Origin of the sequence: Streptomyces barringtoniae (assembly GCF_020819595.1) — a bacterium.
Lineage (GTDB): Bacteria > Actinomycetota > Actinomycetes > Streptomycetales > Streptomycetaceae > Streptomyces > Streptomyces barringtoniae.
Map to the genome: position 1 here is coordinate 21,941 of NZ_JAJHNP010000002.1, position 20,259 is coordinate 42,199.

Sequence of the window (20,259 nt, forward strand, 5' to 3'; positions counted from 1 at the left end):
CCATCAGAGGACGGCCGCACCAGCGTAAGCAGAGAGTGACGCCCGGGCCCACGGATCCCGGCTCGGGAGGCGTCAATCTTGCGTTAAGAATGGCGTGGGAGCGGTAGAGCCGCATCAAGAACCGGAGGCCGGAGACGGTCGCGGCAAGCACGGCCGTTAGGCTGGCAGGCCGTGCCGTCGGACGGTGAACGGCCACCGAGTGTCATGTCGGGGCGTCGGCCGCCCCATCGATGCGGCAGCTGCCAACGATGGCGGGGCCGGCGTCACAGGCGCCGGATGTCCATGCGCAGGTGCCAGGTGTTGCGCCGGTGGACGGACAGCAGTTGCGACTCCAGTGGGGACGGGGGCACCGCGAGGACCGGACAGACCGCGTGCGTCAGGCAGTGCCGGCAGACGCGGCCCGAGAAGGCGCGCTGCAGACCGCGCCGGCCCGCGCCCACCACCAAAACGTCGTCCTCCCGGTCGGCGGTCGCCACCAGAGCCGGCCCCGGGGCGCCGCGGACGACCAGGGCGTGCATCGGCACACCGGGGGTGTCCCCGCCGAAGATCTCCTCGAGCACCGAGGCGAGCCGCTGTCCGGCCAGCCGCTGCCAGTCCTCGACCAGCAGGCCGGCGGCGGGGGAGCGGCGCGCGGCGGAGTCACCGCCCGGCGGCTCCCAGGCCAGCACCGGCCACAGTTCCGCTCCGAGCCGACGGGCCAGCGCGGTGGCCCGGCGCAGTGCCGTGACACTGCCCAGGGAGCCGCTCACACCGACCACGACCCGAGCGGTCGCCGAGACGTCGTAACCGGACATCACTCCACCGTTCCTCGCGGGCGACGCCGGGGCGTCTCGCGCGCGGACGTGCCCGCCCTGCAAGGCCGTTGCTTCCTTCCATCCCACTCCTGTACGGGCGTTTCGACCAGCCGTGCGGACGGTGTCTTTTCAACGACATCCGTCCAGGGGCAATCGGCGTGCTCGCCGCCAAGATTCGGCGCCGCATCCGAAAGTTTCGAGTGCCTGTTGAGGGCGAACCATGCGGATCTACGACAACCCCGTCCTCCCCGGCTTCCACCCCGATCCGAGCGTGTGCCGGGCCGGGGACGACTACTACCTCGTGTGTTCCAGCTTCGAGTACTTCCCCGGCGTCCCGCTGTTCCACAGCCGGGACCTGGTGCACTGGCGGCAGATCGGCAACGTCCTCGACCGGCCGGGCCGGTTGACGCTGCCCGACGACACACCGGCCTCGGGCGGCATCTACGCGCCGACGATCCGTCACCACGACGGGCTCTTCCACGTCATCACCACCGACGTCACGGCCGAGCGCCCCGAGGGCCCCTGGTCGGACCCGGTGTGGATCGGCCTGCCCGGTATCGACCCCGGCCTGGCCTGGGACGAGGAGGGTTCCTGCTGGTGCGCCATGGCCGGGGTCACCGTGGCCCGGATCGATCCGCGCGCCGGCGAGGTGCTCCAAGGCCCGCTGCGGATGTGGTCCGGCACCGGTCTGAGGGACCCAGAGGCGCCGCATCTGTACCGGATCGGCGACTGGCGGTACCTGCTGCTCGCCGAGGGCGGGACCGCGCTCGGCCACGGTGTCTCGGCCGCCCGCACCCGTTCGCCGCGCGGACCGTGGGAACCGGCTCCCGGCAACCCGCTGCTGTCCCACCGCGGTACCGGTCTGCCGATCCAGTGCACCGGCCATGCCGACCTGGTCCAGGCGGCCGACGGCACCTGGTGGATGGTGCTGCTCGGCACCCGGCCGCGCGGCTACTTCCCGGAGTTCCATGTGCTGGGCCGGGAGACCTTCCTGGTCCCGGTGGAGTGGGCCGACGGCTGGCCCCGGGTGGGCCCGGTGCGCGAGCGGCATCCCGCGCCTGCCACCTGGGCTCCCCTCGAACCACCGCCGGTGCGCGACGACTTCACCTCCCCGGTGCTCGCGCCGTACTGGATATCCCCGCGCCGCAGGCCCGAGGGGTGCTGGTCGCTCACCGAGGGAACCGTCCGGCTGGCCCAACTGGACGGCCGCTATCCGTCGACCCAGGTGGCCACCGGATTCACCGGCTGTGTCATCGGCATGTACGTCGCCGAGGGCCGCGCGGCCTCCGACTGGCTCGACTACGCGCCCGCAACCTCCTGCGCGACACCTTGACGCTCCTCACGCGCGTTTCTAGAGTCGCGGTCCGGAACGTTCGGAGTTTTCTTCGAATGTTTCGAGATCACGTCTTCGAAGCAACTCCGGAATTTTTCGAAGGAGCGCAAGATGGGCGACCCTGCACTGTCCCGCCGTGGCTTCCTGGCGGCCTCCGTCGCCGCCGGACTCGGTGTGACCGCGCTCAGCGGCTGTGGCGGAGACTCGGACGGAGGGTCGTCCTCGGGGACGACCACGATCGAGTGGTGGAACATCTCGACCACCGAACCCACCAAGACCGTATGGGCCGGTCTCGCCAAGAAGTTCGAGGCGCAGAACCCCAAGGTCAAGATAAAGATCGTCCAGTTGGAGAACGACGCCTACAAGTCGAAGATGACCGCGCTGACCGCCTCCGGGAAGCTGCCGGACATCTTCCACACCTGGGGCGGCGGCGTCCTCCAGCAGCAGGTGGACGCCGGGCTGGTCGAGGACCTCACCGACCGCACCAGGCCCTGGGCCGACGGACTGCTGTCGGTGGCCAAGCAGCCGTACCTCCTCGACGACAAGCTGTACGGCATCCCGTTCGACATCGGCATGATCGGCTTCTGGTACAACAAGGCGCTCTTCGAGAAGGCCGGGATCAGCGCGCCCCCGACCACCTGGAGCGGCTTCCTGGACGCCGTGCGGAAGCTCAAGTCCGCCGGGATCACCCCGCTGGCGCTGGCCGGCAAGGAGAGCTGGACCGGCATGTACTACTGGGCGTACCTCGCGATGCGCACGGCGGGTGTCGACGCCCTGCAGAAGGCCGACGAGAAGAAGGACTTCAGCGACCCCGGCTTCGTCCAGGCCGGACAGCACCTGAAGGACCTCGTGGGCCTCCAGCCCTTCCAGAAGGGCTTCCTCGGGGCCGCCTACTCCTCCCCGACCGGCCAGGCCGCGACCGTCGGCAACGGCAAGGCTGCCATGGAGCTCATGGGCCAGTGGGCGCCGGTCGTGGAGGCGGACGCCGGCAAGGGACTCGGCGCGAACCTCGGGTTCTTCCCGTTCCCCGAGGTCGAGGGCGGTGCGGGGAAGATCACCGAGGTGTTCGGCGGAGGCGGCGGCCATGCCCTGCGCAAGGGCGCCCCGCAGGCGGCCGTGGACTTCCTGAAGTTCTTCGCCTCCGAGAGCACCGACAAGGAACTGGTGCGGAAGACCGGTGTCCTGCCCGTCGTACCGGCGGCCGAGAGCGTCCTCGCCGACCCCAACACCAAGGTCGTACAAGCCCAGTTGAAGGGATCCACCGGCTTCCAGCTCTACCTCGACCAGGCCTACGCCCCCGCCCTCGGCCAGCAGGTCAACGACAGCGTCGCCGGGCTGATCGCCGGATCCAAGTCTCCGCAGCAGGTCACGCAGGCGATCACCGGCACCGCGAAGCAAGGGCAGTAGGGCGGGCGATGACCTCCACCTCCCTCTCGGACCAACGGGGTGAACGGGGCGAACGCAGCGGGCCCGGCGCCGTCCTGCCGGCCCCGGCGGCCGGCGCCGGTCGGCAGCGGAGCCGCAGACGTGCCCTGCACTGGCTCACCGCCGTCGGGCTCCAGCTGCCCGCCCTCGTACTGTTCGGCGTGCTGGTCCTGCTGCCGATCCTGTTCGCGCTGTACGCGTCCTTCTTCCGCTGGGGCGGCTTCGGGATGCCGTCCGACTACACCGGCACCGACAACTTCAGCCGTCTGCTGCAGGACCCGGTGTTCCTCGGCGACCTGTGGCGGATGCTGCTGCTGGTCGTGCTGTCGCTCGCGCTGCAGCTGCCGTTCGCGCTCGCCATGGCCGTCCTGCTCAACCAGAAGGTGCGCGGCCGGGCGGTGTACCGGATGCTGTTCTTCGCGCCGTACGTGCTGTCCGAGGCCATCACGGGCGTGCTGTTCAGCATGATCTTCGCCCCGGACGACGGTCTCGCGGATCATGTCCTCGGCGCGATGGGGCTCGGCGGGCTGGGCGGCCAGTGGTTCGCCGGCACCTCCACCGTGCTGGCCACGCTGTTCCTCGTCATGACGTGGAAGTACTTCGGCTTCCACATGATGCTCCACCTGGCCGGACTGCAGTCCATACCGGCCGAGTTGACCGAGGCGGCCATCGTCGACGGCGCGAACCCCTGGCAGCGGTTCCGGCACGTCACGCTGCCGCTGCTCGCGCCCACGCTGCGGATCAGCGTCTTCCTGTCCGTGATCGGGTCGATCCAGCTGTTCGACCTGGTCTGGGTCGTCACCGCGGGCGGACCCGACCACCACTCCGAGACGATGGCCGTGACCTTGTTCCAGTACGGCTTCAAGCGCTACCAGGTCGGCTACGCCAGCGCGATCAGCGTGGTCATGTTCGCCGTCAGCCTCGTCTTCGCCCTCGCCTACCAGCGCTTCGTCCTGCGCCGCGACCTGGAAGGGGCCACCACGAACATGAGGGGAGCCGGAGCATGAGTGTCCGCCGCAAGGGTCGTACGCTCCCCTTGCACGTCGTCCTCGTGGCGGTCGGTGCCGTCATGGCCGTACCGCTGCTGTACGCGCTGCTCTCCGGCTTCAAGTCCACCGACCAGCTCTCCCGCAACCCCGTCGGGCTGCCGAAGCCATGGGTCTTCGCCAACTACGGTGACATCCTCGGCTCGGGCTCCTTCTGGCGACTGGCCGGCAACAGCACGCTCATCGCGGTCGGTACGACGGTCATCGTCGTCGCGGTCTCGGCGCCGGCCGCGTTCTCCTTCGCCCGGTTCGCCTTCCGGGGGCGGGAGGTGCTGTTCACGCTGTTCACGATGGGGCTGATGTTCCCGTTCGCGGTGGCGGCGCTGCCACTGTTCCTGCTGCTGCGCTCGATGGGCCTGCTGGACAACCCGCTGGGCGTGATCCTGCCGCAGGCCGCGTTCGGGCTGCCGATGACGATCATCGTCCTGCGCGGCTTCTTCCGGCAGATCCCCGGCGAACTGGAGGAGGCGGCCACGCTCGACGGCTGCGGACCGCTCGGCTTCTTCTGGCGGGTGCTGCTGCCGATGGCCCGGCCCGCGCTCGGCACGGTCTCCGTGCTCGCGGTCGTCACCAGCTGGAACAACTTCTTCCTGCCCCTGCTGGTGTTCACCGACAGCACCTGGTGGACCATCCCGATCGGGGTACAGCAGTTCCAGGGCCAGTACTCCGCCGACACCGCGCGCGTCTTCGCCTACCTCGTCCTCGCCATGGTCCCCGCCCTCGCCTTCTACTCGGTCGCCGAACGCCAGCTGGTCGGCGGTCTCACCGCGGGCGCCACCAAGGGCTGAGCACACCGTTGAGAGACAGGAGTCGCACCATGCCCAGCAAGAGCACGCGTCTCAGAGTCGCCGGCGCCCTCGCCGCCCTCGTGGCCACCGGACTCGCCGCCCCCGCGGCCCAGGCCCACGAACGGCAGCCCACCCTTGCCGGCCTCGCCGAACGCCACGGCCGCTACTTCGGCAGCGCCACCGACAACCCCGAACTCACCGACAGCGCCTACACCAGGATCCTCGGCGGCGAGTTCGACATGATCACGCCAGGCAACGGCATGAAGTGGTACGCCACCGAGCCCCAGCAGGGCGTCTTCGACTGGACCAACGGCGACCAGATAGTGAACCTGGCCCGGAAGAACCACCAGGAGGTCCGCGCCCACACCCTGGTCTGGCACAGCCAGCTGCCCGACTGGCTCACCTCCGGGCAGTGGACCGCGAGCCGGCTGCGGGCGGTGCTGAAGAAGCACGTCACCACCGAGGTACGGCACTACCGGGGCAAGGTGTACTCCTGGGACGTCGTCAACGAGGCCTTCAACGAGGACGGGACCTATCGCGAGACCCTCTGGTACAAGACCCTCGGCCCCGGCTACATCGCCGACGCGCTGCGCTGGGCCCACGAGGCCGACCCGCACGCCAAGCTCTACCTCAACGACTACAACATCGAGGCGGTCGGCCCGAAGAGCGACGCCTACTACGCGCTGGCCAAGGACCTCAAGGCCAGGGGAGTGCCACTCGACGGCATCGGCTTCCAGGCCCATCTGGCCCTGCAGTACGGCTATCCCACCAGCCTTCCGGACAACCTGCGCCGCTTCTCCGGACTGGGCCTGGACACCGCCCTGACCGAGGTCGACGTACGGATGCAGCTGCCGGCGACCGAGGAGAAGCTGGCCGAGCAGGCGAGCTGGTACCGGCAGCTGACCGAGGCCTGCCTGGCCGTGCGCCGGTGCGTCGGGGTGACGATCTGGGACTACACCGACAAGTACTCCTGGATCCCGGCCTTCTTCCCGGGCGAGGGCGCCGCCCTGCCGTGGGACGAGCGGCTCGACCCCAAGCCGGCGTACCAGGCCCTGCGGGAGGCGCTGCGCTAGCGCCCGGCTACGTCCGGTGACCACCCCTGGACACACATCGGGGCCGGTGCGCACCTCACAGGGTGCGGCCGGCCCCTCGGGTCGTTCGCCCGGGCTCCGCTCAGGCGGCGGTCATCACGTGCTCCGCACCGAGCGGGCGGTGCGGAGCGATGATGCGGCCGTCGGGCAGCAGCTCACCGGTGTCCTCGAAGAGCAGGACGCCGTTGCACAGCAGACTCCATCCCTGCTCCGGGTGGTGCGCCACGAGACGGGCGGACTCCCGGTCGGCGGACTCGGCTGGCGGACACGGCGGCTGGTGCTGGCACATGGGTGGGATCTCTCGCTCTGTCGTGGTCATGGCCGTCCCCCGTGGTGTTAAGTCGGTCGGAACCCAGTGTTGCCCTCTCGGCGTCGTTCCGCAGGGATTTCGCAGCACCGCTTCCCACAGGTTCATGACGCGTCACCCGCGCGGACGGTTCAGCCCAAGTGCACTGTCACTTCGGGTGGTTCGCAGTGGCCGGAATGGGCTAGTCCCTGCAGGCCAGACCCCTGACATGGACGTACCCCGCTTCCCTTCCGGGCAAGCGGGGTACGTGGTGTCCTTCAGGCGGCGGGCGAGTCGAGCACGGGGGGCGCGAGCAGGGGAAGCGGAGTGGCGCGATGGGTCAGCACCGGCAGCAACTCACTGACCCGGAACGGACGGTGCGCCGGTATGCCGGGCGGCGCCGGGGCCAGTGGGACGAGCAGATCGGTGCCGGCCGGGTGTCCCTCGGCTCCGTCGGCGGTGATGTCGCCGTGCAGCCACAGGGTGAGCATGTACAGCCCGGGCACGGACAGCAGCCGGGCCTGGTACGGCTGCGGCAGCGCCTCGGCCTGTTGCAGGGCGCGCTCGGTGGAGGGGACGTACGGGCCCTCGAAGAAGTGCGAGAAGGCCCAGCCGTCGGGGGTCAGCATGGTGTCCGCCGCGGCCACGGCACGCTCGCCGCAGCGGATCAGGAAACGCCAGCCGGCCAGCCGGGTAGCGGACAGGCCCGGTGCCGTGATGCGGTCCAGCACGTGCACGGGCAGCGGGAACTCGGGTGTCGTCGGCCCCTGCGCGGCGCGCAGGGAAGGGGTCGGGGCCTCGCGCACCGCGGTGGGGGAACCGAGGGCGGTGAGGACAGAGCGCAGGGCAGGCGCGGGGGCAGGGGGCACGTGCAGCGGCATGTGGGTCGCCTCTCTCGTACGACAGGCGCGGCGGCGCGAGGAGGGGTGGGGCGGACGGCGCTGTCTGCTCACGGAAGGCCGGAAGGGTGAAGGCCCGGGTCGGTGAACGTGGGTACGGCTCGGCCTGCCGCCCGTCATCGGGACGGCCTGAACACGGCAGGAACCAGGACCGAGGCGTCAACCTTCTGCCTTGTGGGCGAAGTTTATATGACGCATGTTCGGCCGTTGTTTCGTCTATCCCAATTCCGGAAGTCGCGCAAGGCGGTAATACGCCGAAGATTTGCGGGACTCCTCCCGGTTTCCGGACCGCCCGTCGCCGCTGACCTCGTAATACGCACTGGTAACGGTCGGCCGAATGTCGTCGGCGTTTTTCACGAGGTGCCGCGGGAACCCGTTGGTGCAGACCGACGCATGCCCCGTGAATGTGCCGCGGGGAACATTCCGACAGGGTAGCGGGTGCCGGTCCCGCGCGGGACGTTATCGATCGCTTCCACTGGGCATCATCCTCCCTGCACCCGGGAGCCCGGCGGCCGGACGTCGGCCCGCCCATCCGAGGAGGGACACTTCGATGGGGGAGAAGGTCGTGGCGGGGCAGTTCGACCTGTCCGATCGCCAGCGCTACCGTGAAAAGCTCCAGAAGTGCCTCGCGGGACTGGAGCGACTGCTGCGAGAGAAGCGATTCGATCGTCCCAAGAACCTCATGGGAGTCGAGATCGAATTGAATCTCGCGGGGCCCGACGGTATGCCGAAAATGTTGAACGGGCAGGTACTGGAGCGTATCGCGAGCCGCGATTTCCAAACAGAACTCGCCATGTTCAATCTGGAAGTCAACATCGCCCCACACCGCTTGGGCGGCCGGGTATTCGACCGGCTCGCCGAGGAACTGCGCACCTCGCTCGCCTACGCCGACCGCAAGGCGGGCGAGGTGGACGCCGGCATCGTGATGATCGGCATCCTGCCCACGCTCGACCGTGACGACCTGGTCTCCTCCAACCTCTCCGAGGTCGACCGCTACACCCTGCTCAACGACCAGATCGTGGCCGCGCGCGGCGAGGACTTCCGGCTCGACATCGAGGGCGTCGAGCACCTCGTCTGCACCTCCAAGTCGATCGTCCCCGAGGCCGCCTGTACCTCCGTACAGCTGCACCTCCAGGTCACCCCGGCCCGGTTCGCCGACGTGTGGAACGCGGCGCAGGCCGCGTGCGCCGCGCAGATCGCCGTCGGCGCCAACTCCCCGTTCCTGTTCGGTCACGAACTGTGGCGCGAGTCGCGGCCCCCGCTGTTCCTGCAGTCCACCGACACCCGCCCGCCCGAGCTCCAGGCCCAGGGCGTACGGCCGCGCACCTGGTTCGGCGAACGGTGGATCAGCTCTGCCTACGAGCTGTTCGAGGAGAACCTGCGCTACTTCCCGGCGCTGCTGCCCATCTGCGACGACGAGGAGCCGCTGGAGGTCGTCGAGGCCGGCGGCACGCCCAGGCTCGCCGAGCTGGTGCTGCACAACGGCACGATCTACCGCTGGAACCGGCCGGTGTACGGCATCGCCGACGGCGTCCCGCACCTCAGGGTGGAGAACCGGGTGCTGCCGGCCGGGCCGACCATCACCGACGTGATCGCCAACGCGGCCTTCTACTACGGCCTGGTCCGCGCCCTCGCCGAGGAGTCCCGCCCCGTCTGGACCCGGCTGCCCTTCGCCGCGGCGGAGGCCAACTTCGACGCCGCCTGCCGGTACGGCATCGACGCGCGGTTCGTGTGGCCCCGGCGGGGGCGCTACGGCGGCACGGGCGAGGTCGACGCGGTCACCCTGGTCCGCGACGAGCTGCTGCCGCTGGCCTCGGCCGGGCTGGACGCGTGGGGCGTGGAGGCGGCCGACCGCGACCTCTACCTGGGCGTCATCGAGGAGCGCTGCCGGCGCCGGGTGAACGGGGCGTCCTGGCAGGCGGCGACCTTCCACAGGCTTCTGGAGCAGGGGCTGTCCCGCGAGGGCGCGCTGGCCGCCACGACGCGGCGCTATGCCGAGCTGATGCATGTGGGGGAGCCGGTGCACATGTGGCCGGTGGGGTTGCCGGAGCCGGTGCCGCTGGGCTGACCACCGGGTGAGGGGCGGGGTGGTGGGCGGGCCGGGCACCGGCTCGCTCCGGCCGGGCCGGTCCGCCGTGGGATCGAGCGCCCCGGCGACCGCCGCTGCGCGCCGTCGTGCCGGAGAGCCGTCGTGGGCGGAGAGCTGTCGTGGCGGAGAGCCGTCGTGGTGAAGCGCGCCCGGTGCTGCCTGCCCGGTCCCCGGGTGCGCCGTCGCGGCGGCCCTGAGAAGTGCGGAGCTGCCGGGGTGCTCGGCGGAACCAGGTGGCCGTACGTCGTCCTCACATCTCCTTCTGCGATCCTTGCCAGGGCAGAGGTGGGCCAGGGGCCCATGAGCCGGATGGAGGCAGGGGTGCAGGTGGAGGCTGACTCGGTGGCCGAATCCGGGGCGCGGCGGCGTGACCCGCGGCGCGTCCTGCGGGACGAGACGCTGCTCGTCCTGGCGCTGTCGCTCGGAGCGAGCGGGGTCTCCGCGCTGATCAGCTTCGTCGGCGCGGTCACCAAGCCGGGCGGCCTGAAGGACCAGGCGGCCACCCTCAACGCCTCGGCCGCGCCCGGCCGCCCCTGGCTCGACCTGGCCTGGCAGCTGTTCGGCATCGCCAGCGCGCTGGTCCCCGTCGCCCTGGTCGCCCATCTGCTCCTGCGCGAGGGCGGCAGCCTGCGGACGCTGGGCTTCGACCGCACCCGGCCCTGGCCCGACCTGGGCCGGGGCGCCGGAGTCGCGGCCGTGATCGGCAGCACCGGGATCGCCTTCTACCTGACCGCCCGCGGCCTCGGTGTCAACCTCACGGTCGTGCCCGAGGCCCTGCCGGGCGTGTGGTGGAAGTTCCCGGTGCTGATCCTGTCCGCCGTGCAGAACGCGGTCCTCGAAGAGGTCATCGTCGTCGGCTATCTGCTGCGCAGACTGGGCCAGTTGGGCTGGACCCCGGGGACCGCGCTGGTCGCCAGCGCGGTCCTGCGCGGCTCGTACCACCTCTACCAGGGCGTCGGCGGCTTCATCGGCAACATGGTCATGGGTGTGGTCTTCGTGTGGCTGTACCGCCGCTGGGGGCGGGTCGGTCCGCTGGTCGTCGCCCACTCGCTGCTCGACATCGGAGCGTTCGTCGGCTACGCCCTGCTCGCGGGCAAGGTGGGCTGGCTGCCGACGGCCTGACCAACGGCGGGCCGCCCGCTCAGGCGTGCAGCTCGCCGTCGATGACCGTGACCGCGCGGCCGGTGAGCAGGGTGCGCTCGCCACGCAGGGCGGTGCGGACCAGGCCGGTGCGGCGGGAGGCCTGCAGCCCGGTGAGGTCGTCGCGGCCCAGGCGCGCGGACCAGTGCGGGGCGAGTGCGGTGTGGGCGCTGCCGGTGACCGGGTCCTCGTCGATGCCGACGTTCGGGAAGAAGCAGCGGGAGACGAAGTCGTAGCCGCGGGACGGGTCGTCGGCGCGGGCGGTGGCGATGACGCCGCGCGCGGAGTAGGCGCCGAGGGACTTGTGGTCCGGCGCGAGGCCCAGGACCGTCTTCTCGTCGGCCAGTTCCACCAGCAGGTCGCCCACGTTCGGGCCGGTGTCGAAGACGGCGACCGGCTGCGCGCCGAGGGCCTCGGCGACCCCGGCGGGGATCTCGGCCGGGGTGAGCGGGGCCGTCGGGAAGTCGAGGGTGATCGAGCCGTCCTCGGCGGGCGTGGCGACGAGCACGCCACTGCGCGTGGTGAACCGCACCGGGCCCTCGTGGGCGCCGGTGGTGTGCAGGACGTGGGCGGTGGCGAGCGTGGCGTGCCCGCACATCGCGACCTCGGCGACGGGCGTGAACCAGCGCAGCGCCCAGTCCGCCTCGCCGCCCTCGGGCAGCCGGTGGGCGAAGGCCGTCTCGGCGTGGTTGACCTCCATGGCGACGTTCTGGAGCCAGTCGTCGTCGGGGAAGGCGTCGTCCAGGAGCAGGACTCCGGCCGGGTTGCCGGCGAAGGGGCGGTCGGTGAAGGCGTCCACGATTCGCATGCGCATGGCGCCGACGCTAGCGGCCGCGACTGACGCCCGCCCAAGGCCAATTCAGGAGTCCTGGCACGTTTCCCGCACCCCTGCGGCATCGCGTCAGGAAGGGTCTTGTCATGCGATCGGTTCCGATATATCGTTGAGGTATCGCGAACGATACGCGATGCAGACGTGACAGATCATCGATGGAATGGAGTGATCGCGATGCGTACCCACGGATTCGAGCGTGGACATCGGCACGAGGCCCCCGGCCAGCGGGGCATGGGCGGATTCGACCGGCGGCGGGCCGCCTTCGGGCCCTTCGGCCCCGGTGGCCCGGGGTTCGGCCCCGGCAGTCCCGGTTTCGGCCCCGGCCCCTGGGGACCCCGGGGGCGCGGAGGCCCGAGGGGACGGGCCCGGCGCGGTGACGTACGGGCCTCGATCCTGGCCCTGCTCAAGGACCGCCCCATGCACGGCTACGAGATGATCCAGGAGATCGCCGAACGCAGCGGCGGCGCGTGGAAGCCCAGCCCCGGCTCGGTCTACCCCACGCTCCAACTGCTGGAGGACGAGGGCCTGATCGCCAGCGAGAGCGAGGGCGGCAAGAAGCTGTTCGCGCTCACCGAGGACGGGCGCGCCGCCGCCGACGAGGGTCCCGACGCCCCCTGGGAGGAGGCATCGCGCGGGGTCGACTGGGAGGCCCTCAGCGAGATCCGCCAGGCCGGCTTCGGTCTGATGGAGGCCTTCGGCCAGGTCTGGAAGACCGGCAGCAAGGAACAGCGCGAGAAGGCACTGGCCGTCATCAACGACGCCCGCAAGAAGCTGTACCTGATCCTCGCCGACGAGCACTGAGGCTCGTACGACGGCCCGGGCGCCCCGCGGAGCACCTCCGCGGGGCGCCTTCCCGTGTCCCGGCTCAGGCGACCAGGCCGGCCAGCTTGCGCAGCGACTCGTTCAGCGCGGCCGTCGCCGAGTCCTTCAGCTTGCCCGCCATCAGCGACACCGCCGCGCCGGTGAACTCGCCGTCGATCCGGACGGACGTGGCCTCGCCGTCGGGCGTGAGGGTGTAGCGGGTGGCCACCGTCACCGCCATCGGGCCCTTGCCCCGGATGGCGAACACCCGGGCCGGCTCCAGCTCCTCGATGGTCCAGTCGACCTCGGCCGGAAAGCCCATCAGCTTCATGTTCTCCTGAAAGGTCCCGCCCACGGCCAGGCTCTCCGGGCCCCCCTTGGGGAAGCTGGTGTGCGTGGCGTTCCACTCCCCGTACGACGACCAGTCGGTGAGCTGGGCCCACACCTTCTCGGCCGGTGCCTGGATGCGTGCCTCCGCGCTGACTTCGGCCATGGGACCACCCCTTCGGATCGGGCGTAGCGGGCTACGGTGTCGCGGAACGTAGCCGCAGGGGCGCGAACATTCAATACTGATGAACCGTCAGGAATTCCCGGCGCCGCGCGGCGGTTGCGTACGGGGCGCAGGGCAAGGCGGCGCGCGCCCTTCGGGCCGGCTCGGCCGAATCTCCTCCGTAAGGATGAGATCTCGAACGCCGAGGTCCACTCTGTGTGGGACGCGAAGATGGTTCCCCCCGTGGATGACCCGGCCCGTTGAGGCTGATGGGGTAGGGGTTGTGCAACCCCGTACAACCCCCTGGACCGCCCGTGACGAGGCGGCCGCGCACATGGACGACGATGCCGTGCTCGGCGCCGAGCTGGCAGCGGTGGTCGCCGGTGCCCGCCGCAGGGCCGTCCGGGACGGGGACCGCCAGACCGACACCGCCCATCTGCTGCACTCCCTCCTGGAGCACGACCCCGAGGTCCGCGCCGCCGTCGGCAGCCCGCAGCAGCTCGCCCGGCTGCTCGGCTACCTCGTGCAGCGCAGCATCGGCTACGGGCTGCGCTGGCAGGGCAGCGTCGAGGACTCCGGCGCGCTCGCCGTCGTCCGAGCCGCGGCCGTTCGCGGCGCACGCGAGCCGAGGGACACCGCCGGCTGGTCGCCCGCGGCCGCCGCCGCCCTCACCGACGCCCGCGAGCGGGCCCGGCTGCGCGGCGAGCCCCGCGTCACGGGCCTCGACCTCCTCGTCGCGCTCACCGCGGACCCGGGTTCGCGGGCCGTGGAGGTCCTCGAACGCGCGGGCGTCCGCGAGCTGAACACCCGGCTCGGACCCGGGGCGGACCCGAGCGGACCCGGGGCGGACCGCATCGCAACCGGCGCGGAAGAGTACGCCGCCGACGGCGGCCCGGCCCACTGACACCGGCGGAGACGTCCAGCCCCTGAGACAGGTGTCAACAGGGATGACGCTCATGTCGCCGCCTGTCATCATGTGCCGGTGCATACGTCAGAGAGCAGTCGGGGCAGCCGTGGCAAGGGCGTCGGACTCGGTCTCGCGCTCGCCTCGGCGCTCGCCTTCGGCGGGTCGGGAGTGGCCGCCAAACCGCTGATCGAGGCGGGACTCGACCCGCTCCACGTGGTCTGGCTGCGCGTGGCCGGCGCCGCCGTCGTCATGCTGCCCGTCGCGGTACGGCACCGAGCGCTGCTGCGCCGCCGGCCCGCGCTGCTCGCCGGGTTCGGCCTGCTCGCCGTCGCCGGCGTCCAGGCCTGCTACTTCGCCGCGCTGTCCCGCATCCCGGTGGGCGTGGCGCTGCTCGTCGAGTACCTGGCTCCCGCGCTGGTGCTCGGCTGGGTCCGGTTCGTGCAGCGGCGGCCCGTGACGCGCGCCGCGGCGCTCGGCGTGGTCCTCGCCGCCGGCGGCCTCGCCTGCGTGGTGGAAGTCTGGTCGGGGCTGAGCTTCGACGCCCTGGGCCTGCTGCTCGCACTCGGGGCCGCCTGCTGCCAGGTGGGCTACTTCGTCCTGGCCGACCACGGCGGCGACGCGGGCGAGGAGGCACCGGACCCGCTCGGCGTCATCGCCTACGGCCTGCTCGTCGGCGCCCTCGTGCTGACGGCCGTCGCCCGGCCCTGGAGCATGCGCTGGTCGGTGCTGACCGGTACCGCCGACATGAACGGCACCGCCGTACCGGCCCTCGCGCTGCTGGGCTGGATCGTGCTGATCGCCACCGTCGTCGCGTACGTCACCGGCGTGCTGTCGGTGCGCCGGCTGTCCCCGCAGGTCGCCGGGGTCGTGGCCTGCCTGGAGGCGGTCGTCGCGACCGTGCTGGCCTGGGTGCTGCTCGGCGAGCACCTGTCGGCGCCTCAGATCCTCGGCGGCGCGGTCGTCCTGGCCGGCGCGTTCATCGCCCAGTCCTCGACCCCCGCGAAGGGCTCCGCCGAGCCGGTGGCCGCGGGCGGCGCCGAACGCGAGTTGTCGCCCCGGGGCACGACTGCATAGAGTCCCGGTCATGCCGTCGAACGCACTCGTCCTTCCGCCTCCGGCCGCCTGAGGCGGGCCTCCGGAACATCAGCCCCGCGCTTGTGCGCCGGGCTTGACGGTGCTGCCCGCAGACGAAGTCCGCGCGTCCCGCTGAAGCGGGCGCCCCCGAACTTCCGCACCCCTGGGTGCGTTTCTGCGGAAGAGTTTCCCTTGACGACGTCGAACGCCGCTTCCGGCCTGCCCGTCGGGCGTGGCCTGCTCTATCTGATCATCACCGGTGCCGCCTGGGGCACCGCCGGAGCCGCCGCCTCCCTGGTCTACCGGACCAGTGACATGGGCGCCTTCGGACTGTCCTTCTGGCGCTGCGCGCTGGGTCTGCTCCTGCTGCTCGCCGCACGCGGACTGCGTCCCCGGACCCGCCCGGCCGGCACCGAACCCCTGGTCCGCAGGGCCGGGAAGGTCCTCGCCACCGGCCTCGGCCTGGCGCTGTTCCAGACCGCCTACTTCGCCGCCGTGGAGTCGACCGGCCTGGCCGTGGCCACCGTCGTCACCCTCGGCGCGGGCCCCGTCCTCATCGCACTCGGCGCCCGCCTGCTGCTCGGCGAACGGCTCGGCGCCGGCGGGGTGCCGGCCGTCGCCGGGGCGCTCGCCGGGCTGGCCGTGCTGACCTTCGGCGGCTCGGCCGCGACGGTACGGCCGGCGGGAGTGCTCCTGGCGCTCGTCTCGGCCGCGGGCTACGGCGCCATGACCCTGCTGACCCGCTGGTGGGGGAGGGCCGGTGGCACCGACGCCTCCGACACCACCGTGGGCGCCTTCGCGGTGACCGGCCTGTGCCTGCTGCCGTTCGCGCTGCACGAGGGCCTGCTGCCGCACACCGCCCACCCCGCGCGGCTGCTGTGGCTCGTGCTGTACATCGCCGCCGTGCCCACGGCCCTCGCGTACGCCCTGTACTTCGCCGGGGCGGCCGTCGTACGGTCCGCCACCGTGTCCGTGATCATGCTGCTGGAGCCGGTGACCGCGGCCGTGCTGGCCGTCGTCCTGCTCGGCGAGCGGCTCACGGCGAGCACCGCGGCCGGCACCCTGCTCCTGCTCGGCGCGGTCGCGGGCCTCGCGGTGAGCGAGGCCCGCGGGAGCGGCGGCCGGGAGGCGGTCCCCGTGTCAGCCCCGTCCGGGTCTCACAGCGCCTTCAGGTAGTCCGGCAGCTCGACACCCGGTGCCAGGTCGGTGCTGGGCAGCGGCGTGCCGTAGCCCTTCTGGAGCGGGACGACGCCGGCCCAGTGCGGCAGGTCGAGGTCCTCGGGCTCGTCGCTCGCGCCGCCGGTGCGGAGCTTGGCCGAGACCTCGTCCAGGTCCAGCCGGATCACGGCGGTGGCGGCCAGCTCCTTCTTGTTCGCGGGCCGGGAGTCGGCGGCGCGGCCCGGCACGACGTGGTCCACCAGCGCGTCCAGGGCCAGCCGCCGCTCCTCGGGGTCGGTGACCTGGCGCGCGATGCCGTGCACCACCACGGAGCGGTAGTTGATGGAGTGGTGGAAGGCGGAGCGGGCCAGCACCAGCCCGTCCACGTGGGTGACCGTCAGGCACACCGGCAGGCCCGGGTCGGTCTCGCCGCTCATCCGCAGCGGGCGGGAACCGGTGGATCCGTGCACGTACAGCCGCTCGCCGACCCGGCCGTACAGGGTCGGCAGCACCACCGGGGCGCCGTCGCGGACGAAACCGAGGTGGCAGACGTACCCCTCGTCGAGTATCGCGTGCACCAGTTCCCTGTCGTACGACGCACGGTTCGCGGAGCGCGTGGGCACGGTGCGGTCGGTCGGGGTGTAGGCGGCGGCCTGGGTTTCCTCGGTCGTCCCCGGCATGACGGTTCCTCCATGGTCAAGCGACGGCGGTCCGGCGATCTCGCGATCCCTTTTGCACTAGTGCATAATGTCCTTTGTGCTAGGAGAGTATCCCATCGAAGGGCGCGGCGCAGCCGAGATCGCGGCCAGCGTCGAGCGCGCGGTCGGCGCCGGAGAGCTGGGGCCGGGTCAACCCCTCCCTCCCATGCGGGAGTTGGCGACCCGGCTGGGTGTGAACCCCAACACCGTGGCGGCCGCCTACCGCACCCTGCGCGAGCGCGGGGTGATCGAGACGGCCGGCCGCCGGGGCAGCCGGGTCCGGTCCAAGCCGGCCACCACCGGCCGCGAGGAACTGCGCGTGGAGGTCCCCGCCGGGGGCCGCGACCTGTCGGCAGGCAACCCCGACCCGGCCCTGCTGCCCCGCCTGGCCCCGGCCCTCGCCGCGGCGGCGGAGGAGGGCGACCGGCGGCCCGTCCTCTACGGGGACGACCCGGTCGACCCGGAACTCGTCCGCATGGCCCGCGCCGAACTCGACGCCGACGGCGTCCCGGCGGGCCCGCTGACCGTGACGTCCGGCTCCCTCGACGCCATCGAGCGCGTCCTCGCCGCGCACCTCAGACCGGGTGACGCGGTCGCCGTAGAGGATCCGGGCTGGGGCAGTGTCCTCGACCTGGTCCCGGCGCTGGGCCTGCGCACGCTCCCGGTCGGCATGGACGACGACGGACCGCGCCCCGAAGACCTGCGCCGGGCCCTGGAGTCCGGGGCGCGCGCGCTGATCGTCACCGACCGCGCGCAGAACCCGACCGGCGCCTCGGTGACCGCCACGCGCGCGCGTGCCCTGCGCGCCGTCCTGCGCGACCACCCGCGCACCCTGCTGATCGAGGACGACCACGGGCACGGCATCGTCGACCTCCCGCTGCACCCGCTCGCCGGCGGCACCCACCACTGGGCCGTCGTCCGCTCCGCCTCCAAGACCTACGGCCCCGACCTGCGCGTGGCCGTCGTCGCGGGCGACCCGGTCACCGTCGACCGGGTACGCGGCCGCCAGCGCCTGGGCCCCGGCTGGGTGAGCCTGCTGCTGCAGCGGGCGGTGGTCCGGCTGTGGACGGAGGGCGCGGTGGACCGGGTGGCGGTGGCGAAGGCGTACGGCGCGCGAAGGGACGCGCTGGTGGACGCGCTCGCCGAACGCGGGGTCGTCGCCCACGGCCGCAGCGGCATGAACGTGTGGGTGCCGGTCCCCGACGAGACCGGCGCGGTGGCCCGGCTGCTGCAGGCGGGCTGGGGGGTGGCGCCGGGAGCCCGCTTCCGCCTGAGCAGCGGGCCGGCGATCCGCATCACGATCTCGACGCTCACCGAGCGGGACATCGACTCCGTGGCCGACGCGGTGGCGGCAGCGGTACGACCGTCACCGGCTCGCGCTTACGGCTGAGGGTGCGCTCCGAAGGGGCGCGGGGCTGTGTCGACATGCGGCTCCGCCGCGCGGGCGCGACAAGCCCCAGAGGACGGTCGGTCGCGCACGAACCCCGAGCCCTCCCCGTCAGGCGCTCCTGCGCCGCACCTGGGTGAGCGCGGCACCCGCGAGAACGATCACCGCACCCACCGGTGTGGTCCACCGCAACGACTCCCCGAGAATGGCCACACCCGCACCCGTGGCGATGACTGGGATGAAGTACGTGACCATCTGCGCGGTGGTGGGCCCGACTTCGGCGACCAGCCCGTACTGGATCAGCACCGCCAGTCCCGTGCCCAACGCCCCCAACGCGGCGATCGCGAGCAGCGGAACGAGTGAGAAATGTGTGGGGAGGCCGGTGAACAACGGCGTCACAGCGGCCAGTTGAAGCGCCGCGAGCATCAGCTGCGCGCCCGTCATCGACAGGTGGGAGTTTCCCGTGCCGGCCAGCGTCCGCCGGACGTAGATCCAGCCCACCGGGTAGCTCAGCGAGGCCAGCAGCGCCATCGCCGTACCCGTGGCGTCCAGCCCGTGGAAGCCCTGCCACACGCCCAGGACCGTCAGCACCCCGAGGAAGCCGAGGCCGAGGCCGGCCACACGGACCCGGGTCGGCCGGTCCTCGGACAGGGCGACCAGGGACAGGGCCATGCCCCACAGGGGCGAGGTGGCGTTGCAGATGCCGGCCAGCGTGGACGGGATCGTCAGCTCGGAGTAGGCGAAGAGGGAGAACGGCAGGGCGTTCAGGAAGAACGCGGCCACCGCCATGCGGGCCCACAGCCGGGCGCCGCGCGGCAGCCTCTCCCGCTTGACCGCCATCGCCGCCGCCAGTACCGCCGTACCGAACACCAGACGCCCGAGGGTGACCTGGAAAGGTGCGTAGCCCTCCGTGCCCACCTTGATCAGCAGGAAGCTGAAGCCCCAGATCAGGGACAGCGCGCCGAAGCGCAGCCGCCAGTCGAGGCGGGGGCGGGGCCGGGCAGGGGCAGGGGACTGGGTTCTGGTTGCGGTGACCGTGCTCATGACCTCAACGATGCTGCAGGCAACCTCGTAGCACAATCGACTTTTTCCACCGAGTACCTCTTAGAATGGCTTACATGTTGAACCTGGAGCGCCTGCGCACCCTGGACGCCCTCGCCCGGCACGGCTCGGTGAGCGCCGCCGCGGACGCGCTGCACGTCACCACGTCCGCCGTCTCCCAGCAGCTGGGCAAGCTGGAGCGCGAGATCGGCCAGCGGCTGCTCGCCAAGAACGGCCGCGGGGTGCGGCTCACGGACGCCGGCCGGCTGCTGTCGGAGCACGCGGCGCGCATCCTGTCCCAGGTCGAACTCGCCGAGTCGGACCTGGAGGCGCATCGCGGGCAGGTCGTCGGCGAACTCAGGCTGTCCGCGTTCCCGACCGCCGCGCGCGGGCTCTTCCCGGTCGCGCTCGGCGCGCTGCGGTCCGAGCACCCCGGGCTGCGGGTGCGCTCCAGCGAGCTCGAGCCGGAGCAGGGCATCGCCGGCGTCGTCCGCGGCGATCTCGATCTCGCGGTGGTCCTGGACTGGTACAACAAGCCGATGCCCGTGCCCGACGGCCTGGTCAAGGCACCCCTGCTGGACGACCCGGCCGACGTCGCCATGCCGGCCGGGCACCGCCTCGCCGGCCGGGACGAGGTGGACCTCACCGAGTTCGCCGAGGACGAGTGGATCACCTGGGGCGAGGGCGAGTTCTGCCACGAGTGGCTGATGTTCACCCTGCGGTCCAAGGGCGTCGAGCCGATCGTCGGCCACCGCGCAGGTGAGACCCACACCCAGCTCGGCCTGGTCGCCGCCGGACTGGGCGTGTGCATCGCGCCGCTGCTGGGCCGGCACCCGGTCCCGGACGGCGTGGTCCTCGTGCCGCTCAAGCAGCGGGTGCGCCGGCACGTGTACGTGGTCTGGCGAGCGGACGCCGACCGCCGCCCCTCGATCCGGGCGGCGGTGGAGGCCCTGCGCGCGGCCGCACAGAAGGTCGGCTGA

The 20,259-nt window shown here is 71.9% G+C and carries 19 protein-coding genes and 1 pseudogene; 13 read left to right on the plus strand and 7 right to left on the minus strand.

All coding sequences use genetic code 11. The features are described from left to right. Positions 1–263 precede the first annotated feature (263 nt). Positions 264–794, minus strand: a complete 531-nt coding sequence (locus tag LMU33_RS02420; RefSeq protein WP_228616915.1) for a universal stress protein — start codon at positions 792–794, stop codon at positions 264–266. A 220-nt stretch (positions 795–1,014) separates the two neighbouring features. On the opposite strand from LMU33_RS02420, the pseudogene LMU33_RS02425 reads away from it, so the two are divergent. The 5 genes and pseudogenes from LMU33_RS02425 to LMU33_RS02445 all read left to right on the plus strand — a co-directional run. Continuing rightward, positions 1,015–1,971, plus strand: a pseudogene (locus LMU33_RS02425) (glycoside hydrolase family 43 protein); the annotation flags it as partial. 267 nt (positions 1,972–2,238) lie between these two features. Continuing rightward, the gene (locus LMU33_RS02430; RefSeq protein ID WP_228616919.1) at positions 2,239–3,534 is read left to right on the plus strand and encodes an extracellular solute-binding protein; all 1,296 of its coding nucleotides are present in this window, start codon (positions 2,239–2,241) and stop codon (positions 3,532–3,534) included. 8 nt (positions 3,535–3,542) lie between these two features. After that, a complete protein-coding gene (locus LMU33_RS02435) occupies positions 3,543–4,559 on the plus strand; it encodes a carbohydrate ABC transporter permease (protein WP_228616920.1) in 1,017 nt (338 codons plus the stop codon). Then, entirely contained in the window at positions 4,556–5,386 is an 831-nt protein-coding gene (locus LMU33_RS02440) for a carbohydrate ABC transporter permease (RefSeq protein ID WP_228616922.1), read from the plus strand. Before LMU33_RS02435 ends, LMU33_RS02440 begins: the two co-directional genes overlap by 4 nt. Positions 5,387–5,415: 29 nt before the next feature. Beyond that, entirely contained in the window at positions 5,416–6,459 is a 1,044-nt protein-coding gene (locus LMU33_RS02445) for an endo-1,4-beta-xylanase (RefSeq protein WP_228616924.1), read from the plus strand. A 100-nt stretch (positions 6,460–6,559) separates the two neighbouring features. On the opposite strand, the gene LMU33_RS02450 is transcribed toward LMU33_RS02445, so the two are convergent. Then, positions 6,560–6,766 (minus strand): DUF5999 family protein, encoded by a 207-nt coding sequence (locus LMU33_RS02450; RefSeq protein WP_067045924.1) that lies wholly within the window; start codon positions 6,764–6,766, stop codon positions 6,560–6,562. Positions 6,767–7,041: 275 nt separating this feature from the next. Further along, positions 7,042–7,644 carry a hypothetical protein gene (locus LMU33_RS02455; RefSeq protein WP_228616926.1) on the minus strand — a complete coding sequence of 201 codons (603 nt, stop codon included), beginning with the start codon at positions 7,642–7,644 and terminating at the stop codon, positions 7,042–7,044. A gap of 568 nt (positions 7,645–8,212) precedes the next feature. Here LMU33_RS02455 and LMU33_RS02460 point away from each other — a divergent pair. Both LMU33_RS02460 and LMU33_RS02465 read left to right on the plus strand, forming a co-directional pair. Continuing rightward, the gene (locus LMU33_RS02460) at positions 8,213–9,730 is read left to right on the plus strand and encodes a glutamate-cysteine ligase family protein (protein ID WP_228616928.1); all 1,518 of its coding nucleotides are present in this window, start codon (positions 8,213–8,215) and stop codon (positions 9,728–9,730) included. A 342-nt stretch (positions 9,731–10,072) separates the two neighbouring features. Further along, positions 10,073–10,873: a CPBP family intramembrane glutamic endopeptidase gene (locus LMU33_RS02465; RefSeq protein WP_228617605.1), complete on the plus strand. Its 801-nt coding sequence runs from the start codon at positions 10,073–10,075 to the stop codon at positions 10,871–10,873. A 19-nt stretch (positions 10,874–10,892) separates the two neighbouring features. Here the strand turns inward: LMU33_RS02465 and LMU33_RS02470 are convergent, their stop codons facing one another. Continuing rightward, complete coding sequence (locus tag LMU33_RS02470; protein WP_228616930.1) at positions 10,893–11,705, minus strand: PhzF family phenazine biosynthesis protein; 813 nt, start codon at positions 11,703–11,705, stop codon at positions 10,893–10,895. A gap of 192 nt (positions 11,706–11,897) precedes the next feature. Between LMU33_RS02470 and LMU33_RS02475 the strand changes: the two genes are divergently transcribed. Next, entirely contained in the window at positions 11,898–12,524 is a 627-nt protein-coding gene (locus tag LMU33_RS02475; protein ID WP_228616932.1) for a PadR family transcriptional regulator, read from the plus strand. 64 nt (positions 12,525–12,588) lie between these two features. Here LMU33_RS02475 and LMU33_RS02480 read toward each other — a convergent pair whose 3' ends face one another. Continuing rightward, complete coding sequence (locus tag LMU33_RS02480) at positions 12,589–13,017, minus strand: type II toxin-antitoxin system Rv0910 family toxin (RefSeq protein WP_228616934.1); 429 nt, start codon at positions 13,015–13,017, stop codon at positions 12,589–12,591. A 280-nt stretch (positions 13,018–13,297) separates the two neighbouring features. Between LMU33_RS02480 and LMU33_RS02485 the strand changes: the two genes are divergently transcribed. The 3 genes from LMU33_RS02485 (at position 13,298) to LMU33_RS02495 (ending at position 16,171) form a co-directional block, all read left to right on the plus strand. Then, the gene (locus tag LMU33_RS02485; RefSeq protein ID WP_372477857.1) at positions 13,298–13,918 is read left to right on the plus strand and encodes a Clp protease N-terminal domain-containing protein; all 621 of its coding nucleotides are present in this window, start codon (positions 13,298–13,300) and stop codon (positions 13,916–13,918) included. Between the two features lie 72 nt (positions 13,919–13,990). Then, complete coding sequence (locus tag LMU33_RS02490; RefSeq protein ID WP_228616936.1) at positions 13,991–14,995, plus strand: EamA family transporter; 1,005 nt, start codon at positions 13,991–13,993, stop codon at positions 14,993–14,995. A gap of 192 nt (positions 14,996–15,187) precedes the next feature. Next, positions 15,188–16,171: a DMT family transporter gene (locus LMU33_RS02495; protein ID WP_228616938.1), complete on the plus strand. Its 984-nt coding sequence runs from the start codon at positions 15,188–15,190 to the stop codon at positions 16,169–16,171. Here the strand turns inward: LMU33_RS02495 and LMU33_RS02500 are convergent. Continuing rightward, a complete protein-coding gene (locus LMU33_RS02500) occupies positions 16,153–16,833 on the minus strand; it encodes a pyridoxamine 5'-phosphate oxidase family protein (protein WP_228616939.1) in 681 nt (226 codons plus the stop codon). The two genes, LMU33_RS02495 and LMU33_RS02500, sit on opposite strands and share 19 nt — an antisense overlap. Before the next feature lie 76 nt (positions 16,834–16,909). On the opposite strand from LMU33_RS02500, the gene LMU33_RS02505 reads away from it, so the two are divergent. Continuing rightward, positions 16,910–18,241, plus strand: a complete 1,332-nt coding sequence (locus LMU33_RS02505) for an aminotransferase class I/II-fold pyridoxal phosphate-dependent enzyme (protein WP_228616941.1) — start codon at positions 16,910–16,912, stop codon at positions 18,239–18,241. Positions 18,242–18,349: 108 nt separating this feature from the next. On the opposite strand, the gene LMU33_RS02510 is transcribed toward LMU33_RS02505, so the two are convergent. Continuing rightward, complete coding sequence (locus LMU33_RS02510; protein ID WP_228616943.1) at positions 18,350–19,282, minus strand: DMT family transporter; 933 nt, start codon at positions 19,280–19,282, stop codon at positions 18,350–18,352. A gap of 74 nt (positions 19,283–19,356) precedes the next feature. Between LMU33_RS02510 and LMU33_RS02515 the strand changes: the two genes are divergently transcribed. Further along, positions 19,357–20,259 carry a LysR family transcriptional regulator gene (locus tag LMU33_RS02515; protein ID WP_228616945.1) on the plus strand — a complete coding sequence of 301 codons (903 nt, stop codon included), beginning with the start codon at positions 19,357–19,359 and terminating at the stop codon, positions 20,257–20,259.

Excerpts from the sequence above, each read along its gene's own strand:
- LMU33_RS02500 (WP_228616939.1), bottom strand. The coding sequence starts at position 16,833 with ATGCCGGGGACGACCGAGGAAACCCAGGCCGCCGCCTACACCCCGACC.
- LMU33_RS02460 (WP_228616928.1), top strand. The coding sequence starts at position 8,213 with ATGGGGGAGAAGGTCGTGGCGGGGCAGTTCGACCTGTCCGATCGCCAG.
- LMU33_RS02470 (WP_228616930.1), bottom strand. The coding sequence starts at position 11,705 with ATGCGCATGCGAATCGTGGACGCCTTCACCGACCGCCCCTTCGCCGGC.
- LMU33_RS02475 (WP_228616932.1), top strand. The coding sequence starts at position 11,898 with ATGCGTACCCACGGATTCGAGCGTGGACATCGGCACGAGGCCCCCGGC.
- LMU33_RS02430 (WP_228616919.1), top strand. The coding sequence starts at position 2,239 with ATGGGCGACCCTGCACTGTCCCGCCGTGGCTTCCTGGCGGCCTCCGTC.
- LMU33_RS02435 (WP_228616920.1), top strand. The coding sequence starts at position 3,543 with ATGACCTCCACCTCCCTCTCGGACCAACGGGGTGAACGGGGCGAACGC.
- LMU33_RS02420 (WP_228616915.1), bottom strand. The coding sequence starts at position 794 with ATGTCCGGTTACGACGTCTCGGCGACCGCTCGGGTCGTGGTCGGTGTG.
- LMU33_RS02450 (WP_067045924.1), bottom strand. The coding sequence starts at position 6,766 with ATGTGCCAGCACCAGCCGCCGTGTCCGCCAGCCGAGTCCGCCGACCGG.
- LMU33_RS02515 (WP_228616945.1), top strand. The coding sequence starts at position 19,357 with ATGTTGAACCTGGAGCGCCTGCGCACCCTGGACGCCCTCGCCCGGCAC.
- LMU33_RS02480 (WP_228616934.1), bottom strand. The coding sequence starts at position 13,017 with ATGGCCGAAGTCAGCGCGGAGGCACGCATCCAGGCACCGGCCGAGAAG.
- LMU33_RS02440 (WP_228616922.1), top strand. The coding sequence starts at position 4,556 with ATGAGTGTCCGCCGCAAGGGTCGTACGCTCCCCTTGCACGTCGTCCTC.
- LMU33_RS02455 (WP_228616926.1), bottom strand. The coding sequence starts at position 7,644 with ATGCCGCTGCACGTGCCCCCTGCCCCCGCGCCTGCCCTGCGCTCTGTC.
- LMU33_RS02510 (WP_228616943.1), bottom strand. The coding sequence starts at position 19,282 with ATGAGCACGGTCACCGCAACCAGAACCCAGTCCCCTGCCCCTGCCCGG.
- LMU33_RS02445 (WP_228616924.1), top strand. The coding sequence starts at position 5,416 with ATGCCCAGCAAGAGCACGCGTCTCAGAGTCGCCGGCGCCCTCGCCGCC.